This is a genomic window from Psychrobacter sp. CX21, assembly GCF_057396255.1.
In genome coordinates this window covers 64,705-83,068 of sequence record NZ_JBXYJG010000012.1, presented here as the reverse complement: position 1 = coordinate 83,068, position 18,364 = coordinate 64,705, and the positions used below count along the sequence as shown (strand labels likewise).

Genomic DNA, 18,364 nt, shown 5'->3' with positions numbered 1-18,364 from the left:
ACATCTCCAAATACATTTAGCTTTGTTTTAATCGCAAGCTGCCAATCCAATGTCTTGCAAATTGATAGGCTATCCGACCTGATCGCCCGCCACGGCTAGATGACCATAGCAACGCCTCCTTACGAATATTATCCTGCCACTCTATACCTTCAGCGTTAAGATAATGCTCGACAATTTGCAGATATGTCGATTGATCCATAGGGTAGAAGGAGAGCCACAATCCAAAGCGATCTGATAATGATACGGTTTCATCGATCACTTCATAAGGGTTGACCTCATCGGTTTGACCATCGTATATATTGACATTGTCTTTCATCAGCTGGGGGAGTAGATGACGGCGATTACTGGTAGCATATACCAATAGCTCATCTTGCTCTGAATCTAAAGCACCATCTAAAATTGTTTTTAAGGTACGATAGTTTTCATCTTGACCATTAAACGCTAAATCATCGCAATAGATGATGTATCGGCAGTCATTATTAGCATTGTCGTTAATGGCTTGACGTATTTTATCAAGTGCTTTTAAATCATCACGAGACACTTCAATCATACGCAGCCCTTCGTCTTTAAACTCGTTTAACAAGGCGCGAATCATTGAGGATTTGCCTGCCCCCCTTGTCCCAGTCATTATAACATGATTGGCGGGATATCCTGCCAAAAACTGTTTGGTGTTTTGAACAATCTTTTGTTTTTGAGTATCAATACCTAATAAATCGTCTAAAGACAGATTTGAGCTCACATTGATCGGTTCTAATATGCCTTTTTGACCACCGACCCAGCGATAAGCCAAATGCTCACTTTCAATATAAAGCGGAGGTGTTGTATGCTGTCTTAAATAGTCAGCAAGTAGCTGAGCAAGGGTATCGTCAAGAGTTAAGGTATTGATTGAAGTTGCCATATCTATAAAACCGTAAATGAAAATAAATCTAAAAAAGATTCGGGGTATGAAAGTGCGTTATAGTTAAGCGGTTAAGCGGTTAAGCGGTTAAGAGAGGTTCAAAAGCGAGTTAAAAGCTTATAGCAATGATATTTTGAGAGTTTTAAACTTTTATCAAAAACTATTAAATAATAAAAACTTATAAATCATCTAAATATGGAATTAACCACTATAAAATCTCAAGGCACTATTATACAGACTGTCAATCAACTGCTGTGTGAACAGGGGTTTAAAAATGTCAAATATCTGCGTTTAAGTTATGACACAGCGAGTATAAATTCAAACGTCCAAGGACTTAGCCGCGTAGATAAGTCTGCTACCTCTTACGTGGTTAAGTGGCAACTGACTCATACCAATGAGCTTTTATTAACAGATTTAGATAATGAGATAACTAATATCGATCTTTTAAAGCAATCTTGCATTAACTCAGACTGCGGCATATCCCATTATCGTGTATTACCTCGACATGTTGTACTAATAGAACAAACACTGTTTGACTATAGTGCCATATTAATGCCGTATTTTAAATTAGGTAGTGTGAAGGATTATTTGTCTAAAAATAAAATATCAAGCCGCAATCGGCTAAATCTGGTTGTACAAATGGGTAAATCTATTCAATGTTTACATGCTAAAAGATGGATTCATGGGGATATCAAACCAAGTAATGTTTTGTTAGATGTAAAGCGCCATAATGGATTACGCCATAAGCAGCGGCTATTAAATACGCAGCTCTATCAACCAGTAAAAGCTGGTACGAAGCAATTTAATACTAAATCCACCCCTACAACCTACATTAATACCAGTCATCTTCTAAAACAAAATAATTCATTGGTATTTGTGACTTATCTAAATGACTTTAGCTATGTAACATCCCTTGATACGCACAATTCATATGATAAAAGCAATCAAAGTTTAGCAGGTACTCCGGCTTATTTAGCACCAGAATGTTGGCAAGGCAAACCAAAGAGTATTCAAAGTGATATTTATGCCTTCGGAATCTCAATGTATGAGATATTGGTAGGATATCGTCCTTACACAGCTTATGACTTAAATAACAAGCATGGTGATAACGATATAATGCAAAAATGGGCAATTCAGCATTGCCAGACGTCTATACCTATTTTACCCAATGAGTGGGCGATCATTCAGCCGTTAATAGACAAACTTATGGCTAAACATTTAAAAAATAGAATGGTTAACATGGATGAGGTTATTGAATGCTTAGAGCAGCATGCTGACTTTATGGCCTAAACCGTAGATAATTAGCTGGAGGAGATAATTAGCTGGACCAATTTATTAGCAAAAACTAGTTATTATCAAAAACAAATAATTAGCTAAACAAGTAATTAGCTAAACAAATAAAACCCATACTGTTAAAAAGGTATCCGTTCAATATCTGTACAATAAACGTAGTTATAAATTTTAAGCAATAAAAAACCCGCTAATAAGCGGGTTTTAATATTTGATATGAGATTGACTAACCGTATAAATGGTGGGGCTGGAGAGACTCGAACTCTCACACCTCTCGGCGCCAGAACCTAAATCTGGTGCGTCTACCAATTCCGCCACAGCCCCATTAATTTATTACCAGTACCATACTTTTAAATTTAATCGCTTAAATCTTAAATGATACTCACTGGGTTAGTGTGTCTCAGTGGTTGGCTATTATATACAATTTAAAAAAGTTGGCAAGCTTTTTTTAAGTTTTTTAAGTATTTTTATTTAGGTCGTGTCCCTATTTGGATTGTGAGGCTAAAATTGGGATAGATTTTTGTCAAACACCAATAATTTTGAAGATACTATAAGATATTAGCTAGAAATTAGACACAGTTTGGCGACAATAATGCCATTTTTAGACCATAAATTATTTCATTTTCAAATAGGGACACGCCCTAATACGCCATTCAGCTCTTTATAAATAATTTGCTGCAAACAAGGTTTTTCGCTCGGTTAAAGCTATATTATTTTGAAAGCGAAGCCAATACTCAAATATACATCATACTTTAAAGATCGTTGTTAGCCTATTGCTCATCGTTAACCCATCTGATTGTTGACCCATTAATAATTAGTCTCAGATAAATTCAAAAGTTTGAGTTTGCGGGTTAACGTATTGCGTCCCCATCCCAACAAATCAGCAGCTTCACCCTTACGTCCACGGCTATGCTTTAAAGCTACGTTGATTAATATCTTTTCAAACTCTGGTGTAGCGAGTTGCAAAATTTCAGTTTGGCCTTGGTTGAGCGCATTGTCTGCCCAGTTATATAACTGATTTTGCCATTGTAAGGCGCTTGAAGCGTTGTTGTTATTTTGATTGGATGGCACGCTATTGTGAAGACCATTTTGAGGACTGTTTTCGGTACCATTATACTGAGCAGTTGTTTCTTGCTGAACGTGCGATGAAGATGGATTAATGTGCGTAGGCGTGATTGGGCTTGGTAAATTGGGCAGACTGCTCGCTTGGTCCCAGGAGGAATTATGAGGCTGAGCGCCTTGCGCTTGATCAGGATGTGAGGGCAGTTGTGGAGGTGACTTTAAATTAGAGCTTGAATGTTGATTAGATTGAGCGTTAAGGTTGCTATCATTGGCACTCATTGTGCTTTCTGAGATTTGAGCATCATTACGCAATAGTTGGTATTCAGCTTGCTGCTGCAACTGATTTGCAAATTCAATAAGATCCGGAGGCAAGTCACTAACGGTTAATATATCGCCTGTCGCCATAACGGTGATCCAGCGACACGCATTTTCAAGCTGACGTACATTGCCAGGCCATTTAAATCTCTGCATCAGTGCTAAGGCATCATCAGATAGCTGCTTCACTTCTGTACCCATCTCTTCAGCGGCACGCTGCATGAAAAAGTCGGTCAATTCTGGGATATCATCGGGACGAGCACGCAAAGGTGGTAGTGGCAGACGAATGACATTTAAACGATAAAATAAATCTTCTCTAAATTTACCTTCTTTTACCAATACTTCAAGGTTCTGGTGTGTGGCCGCAATTATTCGAACATCTACTTTAATGGGCTTTTGTCCGCCCACTCTAAAAAATTCACCATTAGCCAATACCCTCAATAGCCGTGTTTGCGTACTAAAGGGCATGTCACCAATCTCATCTAAAAATAAAGTACCACCATTGGCTTGTTCAAAGCGTCCAGGGCGCTGGGTCGTAGCCCCTGTAAAAGCGCCTTTTTCATGCCCAAATAATTCCGACTCTATAAGCTCATGCGGTATGGCCGCCATATTTAGAGCGATAAAGGGGTTTTTATGACGTGGAGAGTTTTTATGAAGCGCGCCTGCAACCAATTCTTTACCGGTACCAGACTCACCAGTGATTAAGACGGTAATCGGTGAAGACGCCAGTCGACCAATTGCACGGAACACGGTCTGCATTGCTGAAGACTGTCCGATGATGGTTGTTTTTGAATCGTTAGGCGTTTTCTTGTTCTTGCGGCTAGGAGCAGGTATAGGCGTCTTCTGCGTTTTATTTTCAGACTTAGGTTGGGATATTACGGTGTTGTCACTGCTAGCAGCAATAACGTCTAAATGCTTGCTTGTAGCGGCAACATCGGTCTGATCAGTATTATTTGATGTAGACGTAGGGGCGTTATTAACAGGATTAGATTGAATGGCTTTATTGACCACCGATACAGCATGATCTAAATCAAATGGCTTTGGTAAATACTCAAAAGCGCCTGTGTCATAACTGTCTATCGCTGATTTTAAGTCCGAATGAGCGGTCATTACTATAACGGGTAACTCAGGAAAGTTTCTATGCATCCAGTCGCTAAAGGATAAGCCATCCATCATCGGCATACGGATATCAGTAAGTACAATATCTGGGAGGATATCACGCGATTCATGACCATTTAATATATCATTTAATCGCGCCCACGCGCCTTTAGCATTTGAAAACGTCTGTACGATTAAACCGGCATCGTTAAACGTATCTTCAAGTATTAATCTCAAGGCGGGGTCATCATCAATTAACCAAATGGTATTACTCATAGTCATGGCTTAGTTCCTGTTATACCTATTATAAAAATACAATATTTTTATTAGAATGCTTTGTTGAACAAAAAATGTTTTGCTTGTTTTTTACGTGCCTAGAGTGCAATAAAGTGTTCAAGTGTCTATGTGTTAAAGTGTCTAAGCGTCTATGTGTCTAGGGCGAAATCAAGTACTTAGGGTGCCCAAAATCACAATGTTTTTTTGTTATCTTGCGGCGCAAAAGGTAAATAGATATCAAACTGGGTGTGTCCAGGTTGCGAGTTCACCTCGATTGCGCCCTCATGTCGATGAATGATCTCTTGAACGAGTGCTAACCCTAATCCCGTTCCGCTTGCTCTCCCTGTCACTAGAGGGAAGAAAATACGGTCAATTAAATCTGGATCTATACCCGCGCCGTTATCACAGATGCTTATTTTTATGACTTGGCGATGAAACGCTCGCCCAATGGTATATTGATGTTCGATACGCGTAGATAAAGTGAGTTCGGGTCTATAATCATCCGCTAGAATAGATTGATCTTGCTCTAGCATGGCTTCACACGCATTATTGACCAAGTTTAAAAATACTTGAATCAGTTGGTTTTTATCAGCTATTAATTCTGGTATAGATAAGTCGTAATCTCTAAGTATTCTAACTTCAGGATGCTGTGTCAGGTTAAGCAATACCACATGTTCGAGGGGTTCGTGGATATTGATTGATTGTAGTTCTGGCAGTGTGTTCAATCCTAATAATTGTTTTATAAGATTGGTCAAACGGTCGGTTTCACTAATGACAATATTGGCATAAGTACTGAGTTTTTTGGCATTCACCAATACTGTATTATTTGAGACTTTAGCGGGGTGGTTAGTTAGTCGCTCAAATGATTTGTCGGTTATTGAGTTGTTCGACTCGCCTTCGTTGTCAATAGCTTGGTGCACGCGTGTTTGTTTTATTAACAATTGAGCTGCACCGCGAATACCCGCCAATGGATTCTTTACTTCATGTGCCACAGATCTAAGCATTTCACGAGAGACATCATGTTGCTCTTGTAATCGATGCTCACGATCAAAGCGACTATAGCGGTCACCTTCCCAGAGTTCTATGATAAATGACGTACTTCCATGTTGTTCGACGGGTGTCACGCTATAATGAACGTATATTGGGTGGCTGATACCTTTTATAATACGGCCATACTTTATAAAAGGTTGTTGGTAAGTTATGGCGTTATTGAACTGAGTGATAAGTTTTTGAATTGGGTCATCAGGATCATTTATTGGGTATTGTGACGAGTTTGACTTTACTGCAGTATCTTCTTTATAAGCTTTGCCGTTTAATTTTTTACTATTTAGGTCTCTACTTTTAAGATCCTTAGTTTTTAAGCCTTTTTGTTTGGTTTTATCACTTAGGGCTTTCTTTTTTGATTTCCTAGAGGGCGTAATGCTGTCAGTTGGAATGAGCATATCGAATATAGTTTGTCCGATCATGCGAGATTTACTAACGGCAAATAGTTGCTCAGTTTGCAGATTTACCCATGAAATTTTGAAATCACTATCCACCCATATGATACTGGTATATAGATTTTGTAAAATTAGCAGTGCGTTGTTCGGTTGCATAATGTGTCTTTTTAAATAAAGGCTAATTATATTAATACTGACTGTTTAAAATAAATAATGTTTGATCTTCAAATTATCAGCGTGGTATATACGTTCAATTATTAAATAATAATTTATGAGGACTAATTTAATTTTTATTTGAAACAGACGTCGGCGCTTGTGAATTTTTATAATAATAAAGTTATAAAACCGTGTGAAGGTTTTAGGTAATCCACCATTCTTCAAGGTGCAATATTGATACCAATTGCTAGTCCAAAATTGAAGACAATATAATCTAATAATACTTTAGAAATGTACAAAAATAGTGCATAAATGATATTATGTTATATAATAGTGCAAAATACATGGTGAATGATATATTTTGATGAAATATATGTTTGGTTTTTTAATAATTTATTGAGTTTAAATCAATAAGGTGCATTAATAATGCAATATAATCTATATTAAAAAAAGCTTCGTGCATCTGTATGGCTTTAAGGGATGTGTAAATATTTACTAGTACTAAAGCATTTCCCTATTTGCAAATGAAATAAGTTATGGTCTAAAAATGGCTATATTTTAGCCAAACTGTGTCTAATTTCTAGCTAATCTGTTTGTATTTGTTCCGTGTCGCCATATATAAGTGTGACTATTATGGCTAGGCTTTAGTATAATAGGCCATAAATTAAATGAGCCATATTAAGACTACTTAATAGTTACACTTTAATAATTACACATATCGATTTAAAGCTATCCATTTAGAGTTAACCAATTGCCAATTGCTAATTGCTAATTGCTATTTTTCGATTCGCTGTTTGCTTAGTCTCTAACTATTAATAGTGAATGACTCATCAAATCATTAATACATTATCTTTAGAAGTATTTATCTATGCCAAGCCAAACTACCGATACATCGGTTTCAATGTTCAATCCAAACCCATCTACCCAAATTGGTTCAAAAATTTCAGAACCATCTAAAGCTAATCATCTTAAAGCCAAGCACCATAAAGCCAATCACAATCAAAACCGAAGCGTGCAACAAAGCGCTCAGCAGTCAGATACACAAATACTAAGCACGACTATCAATGTAGCGCCAAAAGTAGGGTTTGTGTCATTAGGTTGTCCTAAAGCGCTTGTCGATAGCGAACGAATCATCACCGAACTGACACGTGAAGGGTACCGAGTAGCTTCCGATTATGAGGGTGCAGATTTGGTCGTGGTAAATACTTGCGGTTTCATTGAATCCGCCGTTCAAGAGTCCCTAGATGCCATCGGCGAAGCAATCAATCAAAATGGAAAAGTTATCGTCACAGGCTGCTTGGGAAAAGATGCTGAAAAAATTCAGAAAATGCATCCTGCGGTATTATCAGTAACGGGGGCACATGCTTATCAAGAAGTGGTCACCGCAGTATCTACGCATGCGCCTATGCCTAAAGCACTGTCTGATGCCAAAGACTATGATCCCAAAATAGATCTAATCAACGAAGCAGGAGTTAAGCTAACCCCAAGTCACTATGCTTATCTAAAAATATCTGAGGGCTGCAATCACCGCTGTACCTTCTGTATTATTCCAAGCTTAAGAGGCGATTTGGTTTCGCGTCCGATAGATAACGTGATGAATGAGGCGATTTCACTCAAAAAAGCAGGGGTTAAAGAGCTTCTAGTCATCTCTCAAGATACGTCTGCTTATGGGCTTGATTTAAAATATCGCACGTCTTTTTGGAATGGTATGCCCCTAAAATCCAAATTCTTTGATATGTGTCAAGCAATGTCACAGCTTGATGTATGGGTACGTCTGCATTATGTCTATCCATATCCGCATGTTGATAAGGTAGTTGAGCTTATGGCTAAGCCAAACGATAAAGGGGGGTTGTTGCCTTATTTGGACATACCGTTACAACATGCAAGCCCGCGTATCTTAAAGTTAATGAAGCGCCCGGCACACAGTGAAAATACACTTGAGCGCATTTATAAATGGCGTGAGATAAATCCAGATATCGTTATCCGTTCTACATTTGTCGTAGGCTTCCCGGGAGAAACTGAAGCGGATTTTGAATACTTATTAGAGTGGTTAAAACAAGCTAAATTAGATCGCGTTGGGTGTTTTACCTATTCAGAAGTTGAGGGCGCAGTTGCCAATGAACTACCAGATCCAGTCCCTGAAGCGATTAAGCAGCAACGCTATGAGCGCTTTATGGAAGTACAGCAGCAAATCTCTGAACAAAAACTGCAAGATAAAGTGGGTAAAACCATGACCGTCTTGGTCGATGATATCGATACGGATGATTATATTGCCATTTGTCGTAGTTATGCGGACGCACCAGAGATAGATGGACACGTTTACGTAGACAATATTGTCCACTCGGGCAAAATTGCATTAAGCATTGGTGACATGATCACGGTTACTGTTGACGAAGCAAGCGAATACGACTTATTTGCGTCCTATGACATTCAACAATTGAGCATTTAATTAAACATCATTTAATCAAACAACATTCAATTAATAAGCTGTTAACGATACGGCATTTAGTTGAGTGCTAACTCATTAAAATTAGTTGTTTAGTGCTATAAGTTGACTACGTTGTTGACAGCCTAGTTGAGTGTGGTTTGATTGGTCTATGTTAAAATTGAAAAATTTAACGCTATAAGAAACAGGCTATTTTTGGTAAACTCTACAGCATTTAACATGCTATAGAGTCATGGCTATGATGGGCTTGAAATTAATTCAATCGATAGTATAAGACATAGTTAAACACTCGATACACGTTAAACCTATTAAAATAACAGCTAAATCAATACTCATTTGATAAATAATAAGGTGTCATATGTCTGATAAAAATCCACAGTATTCACGTATTTTACTCAAACTATCAGGCGAAGCCTTAGCGGGTGGTAAAGACATGGGTATCGATACTTCGGTACTGGATAAAATGAGTTTGTCCATAGCGCATTTATGCGGTCTTGGGGTTCAAGTCGGCATTGTTGTCGGTGGTGGCAATTTATATAGAGGCAGCCAACTGCAAAAAGAAGGTTTGGTTGGACGAGTTACTGGCGATCAAATGGGAATGCTTGCCACCGTGATGAACGGACTGGCAATGCGTGATGCACTGGAGCGCCGTAACATTAATACCCGTCTGATGTCAGCACTTCCCATTGGTGAAGTGACAGAGAGCTATAGTAGCCGTAATGCGATACGCTATTTAAAAAATAACGACGTTTGTATTTTTGTGGCAGGAACGGGTAATCCATTTTTCACCACCGACACAGCAGCGTGTCTTAGAGGTATCGAAATTGAAGCAGGCGTTATATTAAAAGCAACTAAAGTTGATGGCGTTTACGACAAAGACCCAAGCGAACATAGCGATGCAAAAAAGTATGATGCGTTAACCTTTGATGAGGTTTTAGAGCAAAAACTAGGTGTCATGGATTTAACAGCGATTGCTTTATGCCGTGAACACAACGTTCCTTTACAAGTATTTGATATGAATAAGCCCAATGCTTTATTGAATGTGATTATGGGCGAAAATGAAGGCACACGCGTGTTTCATTAAGAACCTGCATGCATGCATTAAACGATTAAACGATTGTGAGATTTAGAAATTGAGAGATTAAGAGATTAAAAGCGGGCTTTGAAACACCCCCTTGATTATTTGCAACCAAATTTCTCTATCTGTTAAATTGTCATTAAGTTAATTCAAATCCAGTTAATTTAGATTCAGTTTAATTATATATAGACTTTAATAAATAGTTTAAAACAAATAGCTTAAACCAATAGGTAAGGAAGGTTTTTATGATTAATGATATTAAAAAAGAAGGCGAAAGCCGCATGAAAAAGACACTAGAAGCATTGGAAACTGCTTTTAGTAAAGTACGTACAGGCCGTGCTCATCCAGGTATGCTGTCAGGTGTGATGGTAAATTATTACGGAGCTGATACGCCGTTAAATCAAGTTGCTAGCGTAAATGTAGAAGACTCTCGCACTTTGTTAGTTCAGCCATTTGAACGTTCAATGGTTCAAGCTGTAGACAAAGCGATACGAGAAGCGGATTTGGGTTTAAATCCAATGACTGCCGATGTGATTCGTGTGCCTATGCCAGCATTAACAGAAGAGACCCGCCGTGACATGCAAAAACTTGCACGAAGCGATGCTGAAAACAGTCGTGTGTCTATCCGTAATGTGCGCCGCGATATGCTAAATGATATTAAAGACTTAGCAAAAGAAAAAGAAATCGGCGAAGATGAAGAGCGCCGTGCTAGCGACGACATTCAAAAGCTTACTGACAAATATATCAATACTATTGATAGCAAGCTTGAAGCGAAAGAAAGTGAGCTGATGGAAGTTTAATACCACGTAGTGAATACCGTTATGACAGAAGATCAGCACGCTACAAATACAGATGAGGGGCACGCTAATAGGCGTGTGCCTACAGTGTTGCCAAACCATATTGCAATTATTATGGACGGCAACAATCGTTATGCTAAATCTCACAATATGCCAAAAGGTCAAGGTCATGTGTCGGGTAAAGATGCGTTAGACCCGCTTGTAGAATATTGCCTTGAAGTTGGCATCGACGTATTAACCGTATTTGCTTTTTCAAGTGAAAATTGGGAACGACCCGATGATGAGGTTGCGCTGTTAATGCGGCTACTGACTCATACGATTAATGAACAAATGCCGCGAATGAAAAAATACAACATTCGTATGCGCTTTATTGGAGAGCGAAGTCAGCTTGATAGTGATTTGCAGGCGCTCATGACGGATGCTGAAAATAAAACCGCTGGATTTACAGCCATGACATTGGTGATTGCAGTCAGTTATGGCGGACAATGGGATATAGCGAATGCTGCAAAGCAGCTTGCTTATCAAGTTGAACAAGGCCAATTGGCCGCAAAAGATGTGAATACTCAAACACTAGGCCATCACATTCAACTGTCTGATGTCCCTGATGTCGATATGATGATACGTACTGGCGGAGAATATCGATTGTCTAACTTTCTATTATGGCAGTCCGCTTACGCTGAATTGTATTTTACCAAAACATTATGGCCAGATTTCAATCCAGACGAGCTTAATACGATGCTCATTGATTTTTCACATCGTCAGCGCCGCTTTGGTAAGACCAGTGAACAAGTTGAAACGACTTCCTAAAGGTTTATATATCCTTGAGGTTTTTATAAATGCTTAAGGTTTATTGATTCATACAATGAGCGTTTAGGTTCCAATGAGCGTTAAGCGTTAAGGTTCCAATGAGCGTGAAGCTTAAAATGAGCGATATTCAAGACATGGTATTCTAATACAGTGATCGCCAATAGGGGAGTGGTTAAAACACTCCTAATAAAGAGTATCAAAAAGCATATCATTAGATACACATTAGAGCAGATTGCGATGTATTTATAATTTAAGTACATACAGATGCCATATAAAGGATGCACTAGTATGTGGAAACGCATAAAAACGGCTATAATTCTGGTCATAATTGTCGCTGTTGCAATGTTTGCAAGTGATACTCCTTATTTATTCATCCCCCTTTTAGCCATTGGTGTTACCATTGCTGCGCATGAATGGACCAAGCTTATGCCGAAGTGGCGCATTCCCGTGCTATTCGTGGTCATAGTGTTAACAGTAACAATGATAAGTATATTGGTTCCAAAATCCTGGCCAGCCTGGTGGGTCGCCTCATTAATAATTTGGTTAATGGCTTTTTCTTGGGTTTTAAAATTCCCTAATTCAACCAGCTGGTATGGCAAACGTTTATCGATTATGGGTATGGTGATATTAACTGGCGCCATTACTGCAATGTTCTACCTATGGGATCAGTCTGCTTGGTGGTTATTATATGTATTTATATTGGTATGGTGTGCAGACAGTGGGGCGTACTTCGTTGGGCGCAAATTAGGCAAACGAAAAATGTCACCCAATGTCTCACCTAATAAAAGCATTGAAGGTTTATTCGGTGGTCTAGCTACCGGTTTGGCCGTGGTTTTGGGAATTAGTTTTTTTAAGTTAGAGCTAAGTGGTATGACGTTACTTATGTTCGTATTATTGTCTTTAGTGACTATTTTAGCGTCAGTATTGGGTGATTTGTTCGAATCCATGCTTAAACGCCGCGCCGGGGTCAAAGATTCTGGAACTATTTTACCCGGTCATGGTGGCGTATTAGATAGGATAGATTCGTTACTTGCGGCCACGCCAATATTTGCGTTGGGGTTTTGGTTATTAAACCAGCTTAATATGTTGACGCTTTGATGGCATACACATGCTTTAAATAAGTCTGAACGCAAAATGAATCTAGTCGCATATCTAGTTTTATAAACTTAGTCGCTTAACTTAACTATTTTTCCTAATCATTTAATTTAGTCACTTTACTTAGCCAATTAACTTTATCGCTTGAAACTGACGACATATTACACCTACATATCTAAAGGCAGTTTATGATTCAACGTATAGCCGTGTTAGGCGCAACTGGCTCCATCGGTGACAGCACTTTATCCATCCTTGCAAACCATACCGATACGTATGAAGTGTATGCCTTATCGGGTCATAGCCGCCTAGACAAATTATTTGATTTATGCCAGCTGTTCAAGCCATCGTATGTTTGTGTGCCTGAGCAAAGTGTTAAACAATTTAGCGATAGAATATCTAATGCAGGTCTCAATTGCTGTGTTGTTGGTGGTCAAGAGGGATTAATTGACATCGCAACAGATACCCAAGTTGACACGGTAGTAGCAGCAATTGTGGGTGCAGCAGGTTTGGCTTCTACATTGGCGGCGGCAGAAGCCGGCAAGCGAATCTTATTAGCCAATAAAGAAGCACTTGTGATGGCAGGTAATTTAATGATGCAAGCTGTTAAAGACAGTGGTGCAACATTATTGCCATTAGACTCAGAGCATAACGCAATTTTTCAGTGTTTGCCGCCGCAAGTTCAGCAGGAAAATACCGCTATTCACGATGCGCAATACGGTATCAAGAAGTTATGGTTGACTGCGTCTGGTGGACCTTTTTTAAATAAATCGTTCGCACAGATGCAGTCAGCTAGTGTAAGTGAAGCGGTCAAACACCCTAATTGGTCGATGGGTAAGAAGATTTCAGTAGATTCTGCGACGATGATGAATAAAGGGTTAGAACTGATCGAAGCATGTCATCTGTTTAACTTGCCGCAGTCTATGATTAATGTCGTCATTCATCCGCAAAGTATTGTGCATTCTCTAGTTGAATATACAGATGGAAGCTTTCTTGCGCAAATGGGCTCGCCGGATATGCGTACGCCGATTGCACACGCCTTAGCTTTTCCGCATAGAATAGATGCGGGGGTGACTTCTTTAGACTTATATGCGTTATCTAATTTAGAATTTATAAAGCCTGATTTAGAGAAGTTTGCTTGTTTAAAATTAGCGCGTGAGGCTATGCAATTAGGTCAGTGTGCAACTATTGTGTTAAACGCTGCTAATGAAGTGGCAGTAGATGCTTTTATACAACAGCAAGTTTCATTAACGGATATTGCCTTGATTAATGCTCGTGTATTAGACAAGCTTGGGCATGACAACACGCCTATTAATAGTCTTGAAAACATTATGGATATTGATAAATTAGCGCGTGTACAAGCGCAGCAAGAGGTTAAAAAATGTCGGGGTTAGTTACATTAGCATTATTCGTTTTAGCATTTATTGTGGTACTGGGTCCCTTAGTGGCTTTACACGAATGGGGACATTATATTGTAGCCAGAATGTGCGGAGTGAAAGTATTAACTTATTCCATAGGATTTGGGCCCAAGCTTGCAAGCTGGACCAGTAAAAAATCAGGTATCGATTATCGCATTTCTGCATTGCCATTAGGCGGTTATGTAAAAATGCTAGATGAACGCGAGGGCGAAGTTGCAGATAAAGAAAAGCATTTAGCATTTAATAATCAGCATCCTTTAAAGAAGATAGCCATCGTTGCTGCTGGTCCGGCCATGAATTTCTTGATCGCAATAGCGCTATTTTGGGTACTGTTTTTAGTCCCTAGTGAGCAGCTTAACACGCGTATAGGGTCTGTATTATCAGATTCTCCCGCCGCGGTAGTAGACATACCGGTGGGTGATAAAATTATTGCAGTAGATGGCCATACGGTGCAATCGTGGGAAGAGATTAACTACCGCTTGGCTGATCGGATGGGAGAAACTGGGACGATAGGCGTGAGTTTACAAGACACATCAACTCTTAACTCATCAAATCCTGACACAGCAACTCTTGATACATCACCCCTTGACACAGCAACTGTGAATGATGGGTCATCTGCAGCGAATAAATCAAATGCACCTTCTATTCAAGAGGTAGAAATATCTGTTAAAGATTTTATGCAAGGCTCTCAATCAGGCAAAGACACATTAACCAGTCTTGGTATCTTGCCATGGCAGCCTCACATTGATCCAGTAATTGGACAGCTTACCCCGGATGGAGCCGCTATCCGTCAAGGAATGCAAGTCGGGGATAAGATAGTGGCTATAAATGAGACTCCTATAGACGATTGGTTGGCAGCGACCCGTATAATTAGAGACAATCCTGAAACGCTATTAAATTTCACCGTATTGCGCGATGGAAAAGAGATAGACTTGAAGGTAATGCCACAAGCTAAGCGTGGTAACGCTGGTGAGAGCTATGGTCAAATCGGGGCAGGCGTCAACCCTATAGAGATTAATGTGCCTGATGAGTACAAATCAATGGTATCCTATGGTCCTGTCAGTGCAGTAGGTAAGGCTTTTTCTAAAACTGGTCAGTTAGCGACTATGACATTAAAGTCTATGGGAAAAATGATTACAGGTAAAGTTGGACTTGAGAATCTATCCGGACCTATTAGCATAGCAGTTATTACCAAACAAAGCTTTGATATAAGCTGGGAGCGGGTACTTAGTACCGCAGCAATTATTAGCTTAAGCCTTGCGGTGTTAAATTTACTACCCATACCTGTGTTAGATGGCGGGCATCTTATGTACTACTTGATAGAGCTTATTCAAGGAAAGCCTGTGCCTGAAAAAGTGCAAATTATCGGTTTTAATCTTGGCTTTTTATTGTTGATAGGGTTTATGATACTGGCTATTACTAATGATTTTAGTAGATATTTTTAATAGAATAAGTTACCTATTAAGATTTGAATATATTAATTTTTTAAGTTTCTGAACTACGGACTGAATGTATGCAATCGTCTTTATATAAAATGGCTCAAATAGTAGCCGCCCCAGTAATTATTGCTATTATGGCTGTTCCATCACAGGCGGCCGAGGTGGTCACTACAGATATTTCATTTGTAGGTCTTGAGCGCTTAACACCTGAAAGTTTGTATCCATTACTTCAGACTAATGTCGGCGAAGTCACTACCGAAGACGACTTAGCGCAAAGCATCAAGGCGTTATATGCGACTGGTGATTTTGCTAATATTCAAGCCCAGCGTGAGGGTGGTAAGCTTATATTTAATGTCGTTGAGCGTCCAATAGTCGCCGAAATCAAATTTGAAGGTAATAAACTCATACCTAAAGAAGGGCTTGAAGAAGGGCTTAAATATGCGGGTATCTCTGTAGGTCAGGTTCTTAAACAGTCTACTATTCAAAATGTTGCAAATGAGCTGCAACAACAGTATATCGGTCAAGGGTACTACAATAGCGATATTGAGGTAGATCAAGAGCTACTAGATGGTAATCGTGTCAGTTTAACCATTCGGTTCATAGAGGGTAAGGCGGCTAAAGTTGTCGATATTAATATCATTGGTAATGACTACTTTAGTAGTGAAGACATAAAAGACGTTTTTGCGGTTAAAGAAGCATCATGGACTCGTCTATTATCTAAGTCCGATCGCTATGCCAAAGAGAAACTTGCAGCAAGTTTAGAGAACCTAAAAGCTTTATATCAAAACGAAGGTTTTGTTAATTTTGGAGTGGATAATGCAACCTTAAATATCAATGAAGACAAAGACAAGGTATTTATTGAGATAAGTATCAGCGAAGGTGATCAATATAAATTTGGTAAGGTAAACTTTTTAGGTAACCCTAGTTACGATACCGAAGTACTCGCCGAACAAATCACCTTTGCAGCGGGCGAACAGTATTCTCAAGCTAAGCTTAATGCCTCTACTGCACAGCTGACCAATCAATATGGTGATGATGGCTATTACTTTGCACAAGTACGTCCTGTACCGCGTATTAACGAAGATACCAAAACGGTTGATATAGATTACTATATAGACCCTGCGCGTCCTGTATATGTCCGCCGTATTAACTTTAGTGGTAATACCAAGACTAAAGATGAAGTACTTCGACGTGAGATGAGGCAATTAGAAGGCGCGCTTGCTTCAAATAATAAAATACAAAGCTCTCGCGTGCGTTTAATGCGAACGGGCTTTTTCAAAACAGTTAACGTAGATGTTAAACCCGTACCCAATTCGCCAGATCAAATAGATGTTAACTTTACGGTCGAAGAGCAGCCCTCTGGTAGCTCTACTGTCGCTGCAGGTTATTCTCAAAGCGGCGGGGTAACTTTTCAGCTAGACTTTAGCCAGAAAAACTTCTTAGGAACAGGAAATCGTGTTAATGCGTCATTAGCACGATCAGAAACCCGTGACTCTTATAGTCTTGGTTATACTGACCCATACTTCACCGAAAATGGTGTCTCTCAGGGTATCAGCGGATATTATCGTAAGACCAAATACGATGATCGAAATGTCAGTGAATACGTACTAGATTCTTACGGTGCGACACTTAATTATAGCTATCCAATCGATGAGACCAAACGTATTAGTGCAGGCTTTAATTATGACAATACTGAAGTTCGTGGTGGTAGATTCATGGGTCTATCAAATGTTAAAGACCTTTTAGATAATGACGGCAGTATTAAGACGTATCCAGTCTATGATGATACGGGTGCGCTTATTGATCCTGTCGGTTCAGCCACTTTCAATAATGATTATGATACTTATAATCTATTATTAGGCTGGGATTACAGTACACTAGATCGTCCTGTATTCCCCTCTAAAGGAATGAGCCACGCCGTCAACGCAACTTTAGGGTTCGGTGACCAAACTTATCAAAAGCTTGTGTATAAGGGGAATGTATATTATCCACTGCCTAAAGATTTCATCGCGCGAGGTTATGCCAAATTAGGCTATGGTAATGATTTACCTTTTTATGAGCATTTTTATGCAGGGGGCTATGGCTCAGTCAGAGGATATGAGAACTCAAGCTTAGGACCCCAGTCTCCATACTTTATACGCCGTGAATTGTACGAACAAGATGAACAGAGCTTCTTAGACGGTATTTATACCACTCGCAATGCAGAAGAGGTTGGCGGTAATGCTTTAGCAACTTTTGGCGCAGAGCTTATTTTACCAATGCCATTTAAAGGAGACTGGGCAGATCAAGTTCGTCCCGTTGTATTTGTCGAAGGCGGTCAAGTATTCGATACTACGGACAAAGAAGATGCTCGTGTTACATTCAATGAACAAACTTTAGAGTTTGAAGAAGATCCTAATGGTACGCCACTTCTTATACAAGACAATGAAGTTCGTTATAGTGCTGGTGCTGGGCTGACATGGTTCACACCTATCGGACCTATTTCTATAAGCTATGCCAAACCTTTTAATAATAAAGATGGTGACCAAACCGATGAAGTTCAATTCCAAATTGGTAGTACTTTTTAAATTATAGTTCTTTTAATTTGTAGTGCTTTTAGACCTATAGCACTTGCAAATTAATAGCATTTTCAAATTAATAGGACTTCCAAATTAATAGGACTTCCAAATTAATAGGACTTCCAAATTAATAGGACTTCCAAATTAATAGAGCTTTCAAACTAATATAGCTATCATATCAATAGTACATACTCA

The 18,364-nt window shown here is 39.2% G+C and carries 12 protein-coding genes and 1 tRNA gene; 9 read left to right on the top strand and 4 right to left on the bottom strand.

What is annotated here, in order from left to right; translation table 11 throughout:
• Positions 1-16: 16 nt before the first annotated feature.
• Entirely contained in the window at positions 17-898 is an 882-nt protein-coding gene (locus AC2SLP_RS08290; RefSeq protein WP_486536202.1) for an ATP-binding protein, read from the bottom strand.
• A gap of 195 nt (positions 899-1,093) precedes the next feature.
• Between AC2SLP_RS08290 and AC2SLP_RS08285 the strand changes: the two genes are divergently transcribed.
• Positions 1,094-2,188 carry a protein kinase domain-containing protein gene (locus AC2SLP_RS08285; protein WP_486536201.1) on the top strand — a complete coding sequence of 365 codons (1,095 nt, stop codon included), beginning with the start codon at positions 1,094-1,096 and terminating at the stop codon, positions 2,186-2,188.
• A gap of 239 nt (positions 2,189-2,427) precedes the next feature.
• Here AC2SLP_RS08285 and AC2SLP_RS08280 read toward each other — a convergent pair.
• The 3 genes from AC2SLP_RS08280 to AC2SLP_RS08270 all read right to left on the bottom strand — a co-directional run bounded on the left by AC2SLP_RS08280 (position 2,428) and on the right by AC2SLP_RS08270 (position 6,534).
• Positions 2,428-2,512 (bottom strand) — tRNA-Leu (locus AC2SLP_RS08280).
• A gap of 483 nt (positions 2,513-2,995) precedes the next feature.
• Positions 2,996-4,945, bottom strand: a complete 1,950-nt coding sequence (locus AC2SLP_RS08275) for a sigma 54-interacting transcriptional regulator (RefSeq protein ID WP_486536200.1) — start codon at positions 4,943-4,945, stop codon at positions 2,996-2,998.
• 185 nt (positions 4,946-5,130) lie between these two features.
• Positions 5,131-6,534 carry a two-component system sensor histidine kinase NtrB gene (locus AC2SLP_RS08270; protein ID WP_486536199.1) on the bottom strand — a complete coding sequence of 468 codons (1,404 nt, stop codon included), beginning with the start codon at positions 6,532-6,534 and terminating at the stop codon, positions 5,131-5,133.
• 868 nt (positions 6,535-7,402) lie between these two features.
• Between AC2SLP_RS08270 and rimO the strand changes: the two genes are divergently transcribed.
• The 8 genes from rimO to bamA all read left to right on the top strand — a co-directional run bounded on the left by rimO (position 7,403) and on the right by bamA (position 18,178).
• On the top strand, positions 7,403-8,983 hold the full coding sequence (gene rimO, locus AC2SLP_RS08265; RefSeq protein ID WP_486536198.1) for a 30S ribosomal protein S12 methylthiotransferase RimO: 1,581 nt from the start codon (positions 7,403-7,405) through the stop codon (positions 8,981-8,983).
• 355 nt (positions 8,984-9,338) lie between these two features.
• Positions 9,339-10,064 carry a UMP kinase gene (pyrH, locus tag AC2SLP_RS08260; RefSeq protein ID WP_486536197.1) on the top strand — a complete coding sequence of 242 codons (726 nt, stop codon included), beginning with the start codon at positions 9,339-9,341 and terminating at the stop codon, positions 10,062-10,064.
• Between the two features lie 239 nt (positions 10,065-10,303).
• Positions 10,304-10,858, top strand: a complete 555-nt coding sequence (gene frr / locus AC2SLP_RS08255) for a ribosome recycling factor (RefSeq protein WP_486536196.1) — start codon at positions 10,304-10,306, stop codon at positions 10,856-10,858.
• A 21-nt stretch (positions 10,859-10,879) separates the two neighbouring features.
• Positions 10,880-11,662, top strand: a complete 783-nt coding sequence (gene uppS, locus AC2SLP_RS08250) for a polyprenyl diphosphate synthase (RefSeq protein ID WP_486536195.1) — start codon at positions 10,880-10,882, stop codon at positions 11,660-11,662.
• A 288-nt stretch (positions 11,663-11,950) separates the two neighbouring features.
• A complete protein-coding gene (locus AC2SLP_RS08245; RefSeq protein ID WP_486536194.1) occupies positions 11,951-12,760 on the top strand; it encodes a phosphatidate cytidylyltransferase in 810 nt (269 codons plus the stop codon).
• Positions 12,761-12,945: 185 nt separating this feature from the next.
• Positions 12,946-14,148, top strand: a complete 1,203-nt coding sequence (gene ispC, locus AC2SLP_RS08240; protein ID WP_486536193.1) for a 1-deoxy-D-xylulose-5-phosphate reductoisomerase — start codon at positions 12,946-12,948, stop codon at positions 14,146-14,148.
• Entirely contained in the window at positions 14,136-15,617 is a 1,482-nt protein-coding gene (gene rseP / locus AC2SLP_RS08235) for an RIP metalloprotease RseP (RefSeq protein WP_486536192.1), read from the top strand. The genes ispC and rseP overlap by 13 nt, the downstream gene beginning before the upstream one ends.
• Before the next feature lie 68 nt (positions 15,618-15,685).
• The gene (bamA, locus tag AC2SLP_RS08230; RefSeq protein ID WP_486536191.1) at positions 15,686-18,178 is read left to right on the top strand and encodes an outer membrane protein assembly factor BamA; all 2,493 of its coding nucleotides are present in this window, start codon (positions 15,686-15,688) and stop codon (positions 18,176-18,178) included.
• Positions 18,179-18,364: the final 186 nt, after the last annotated feature.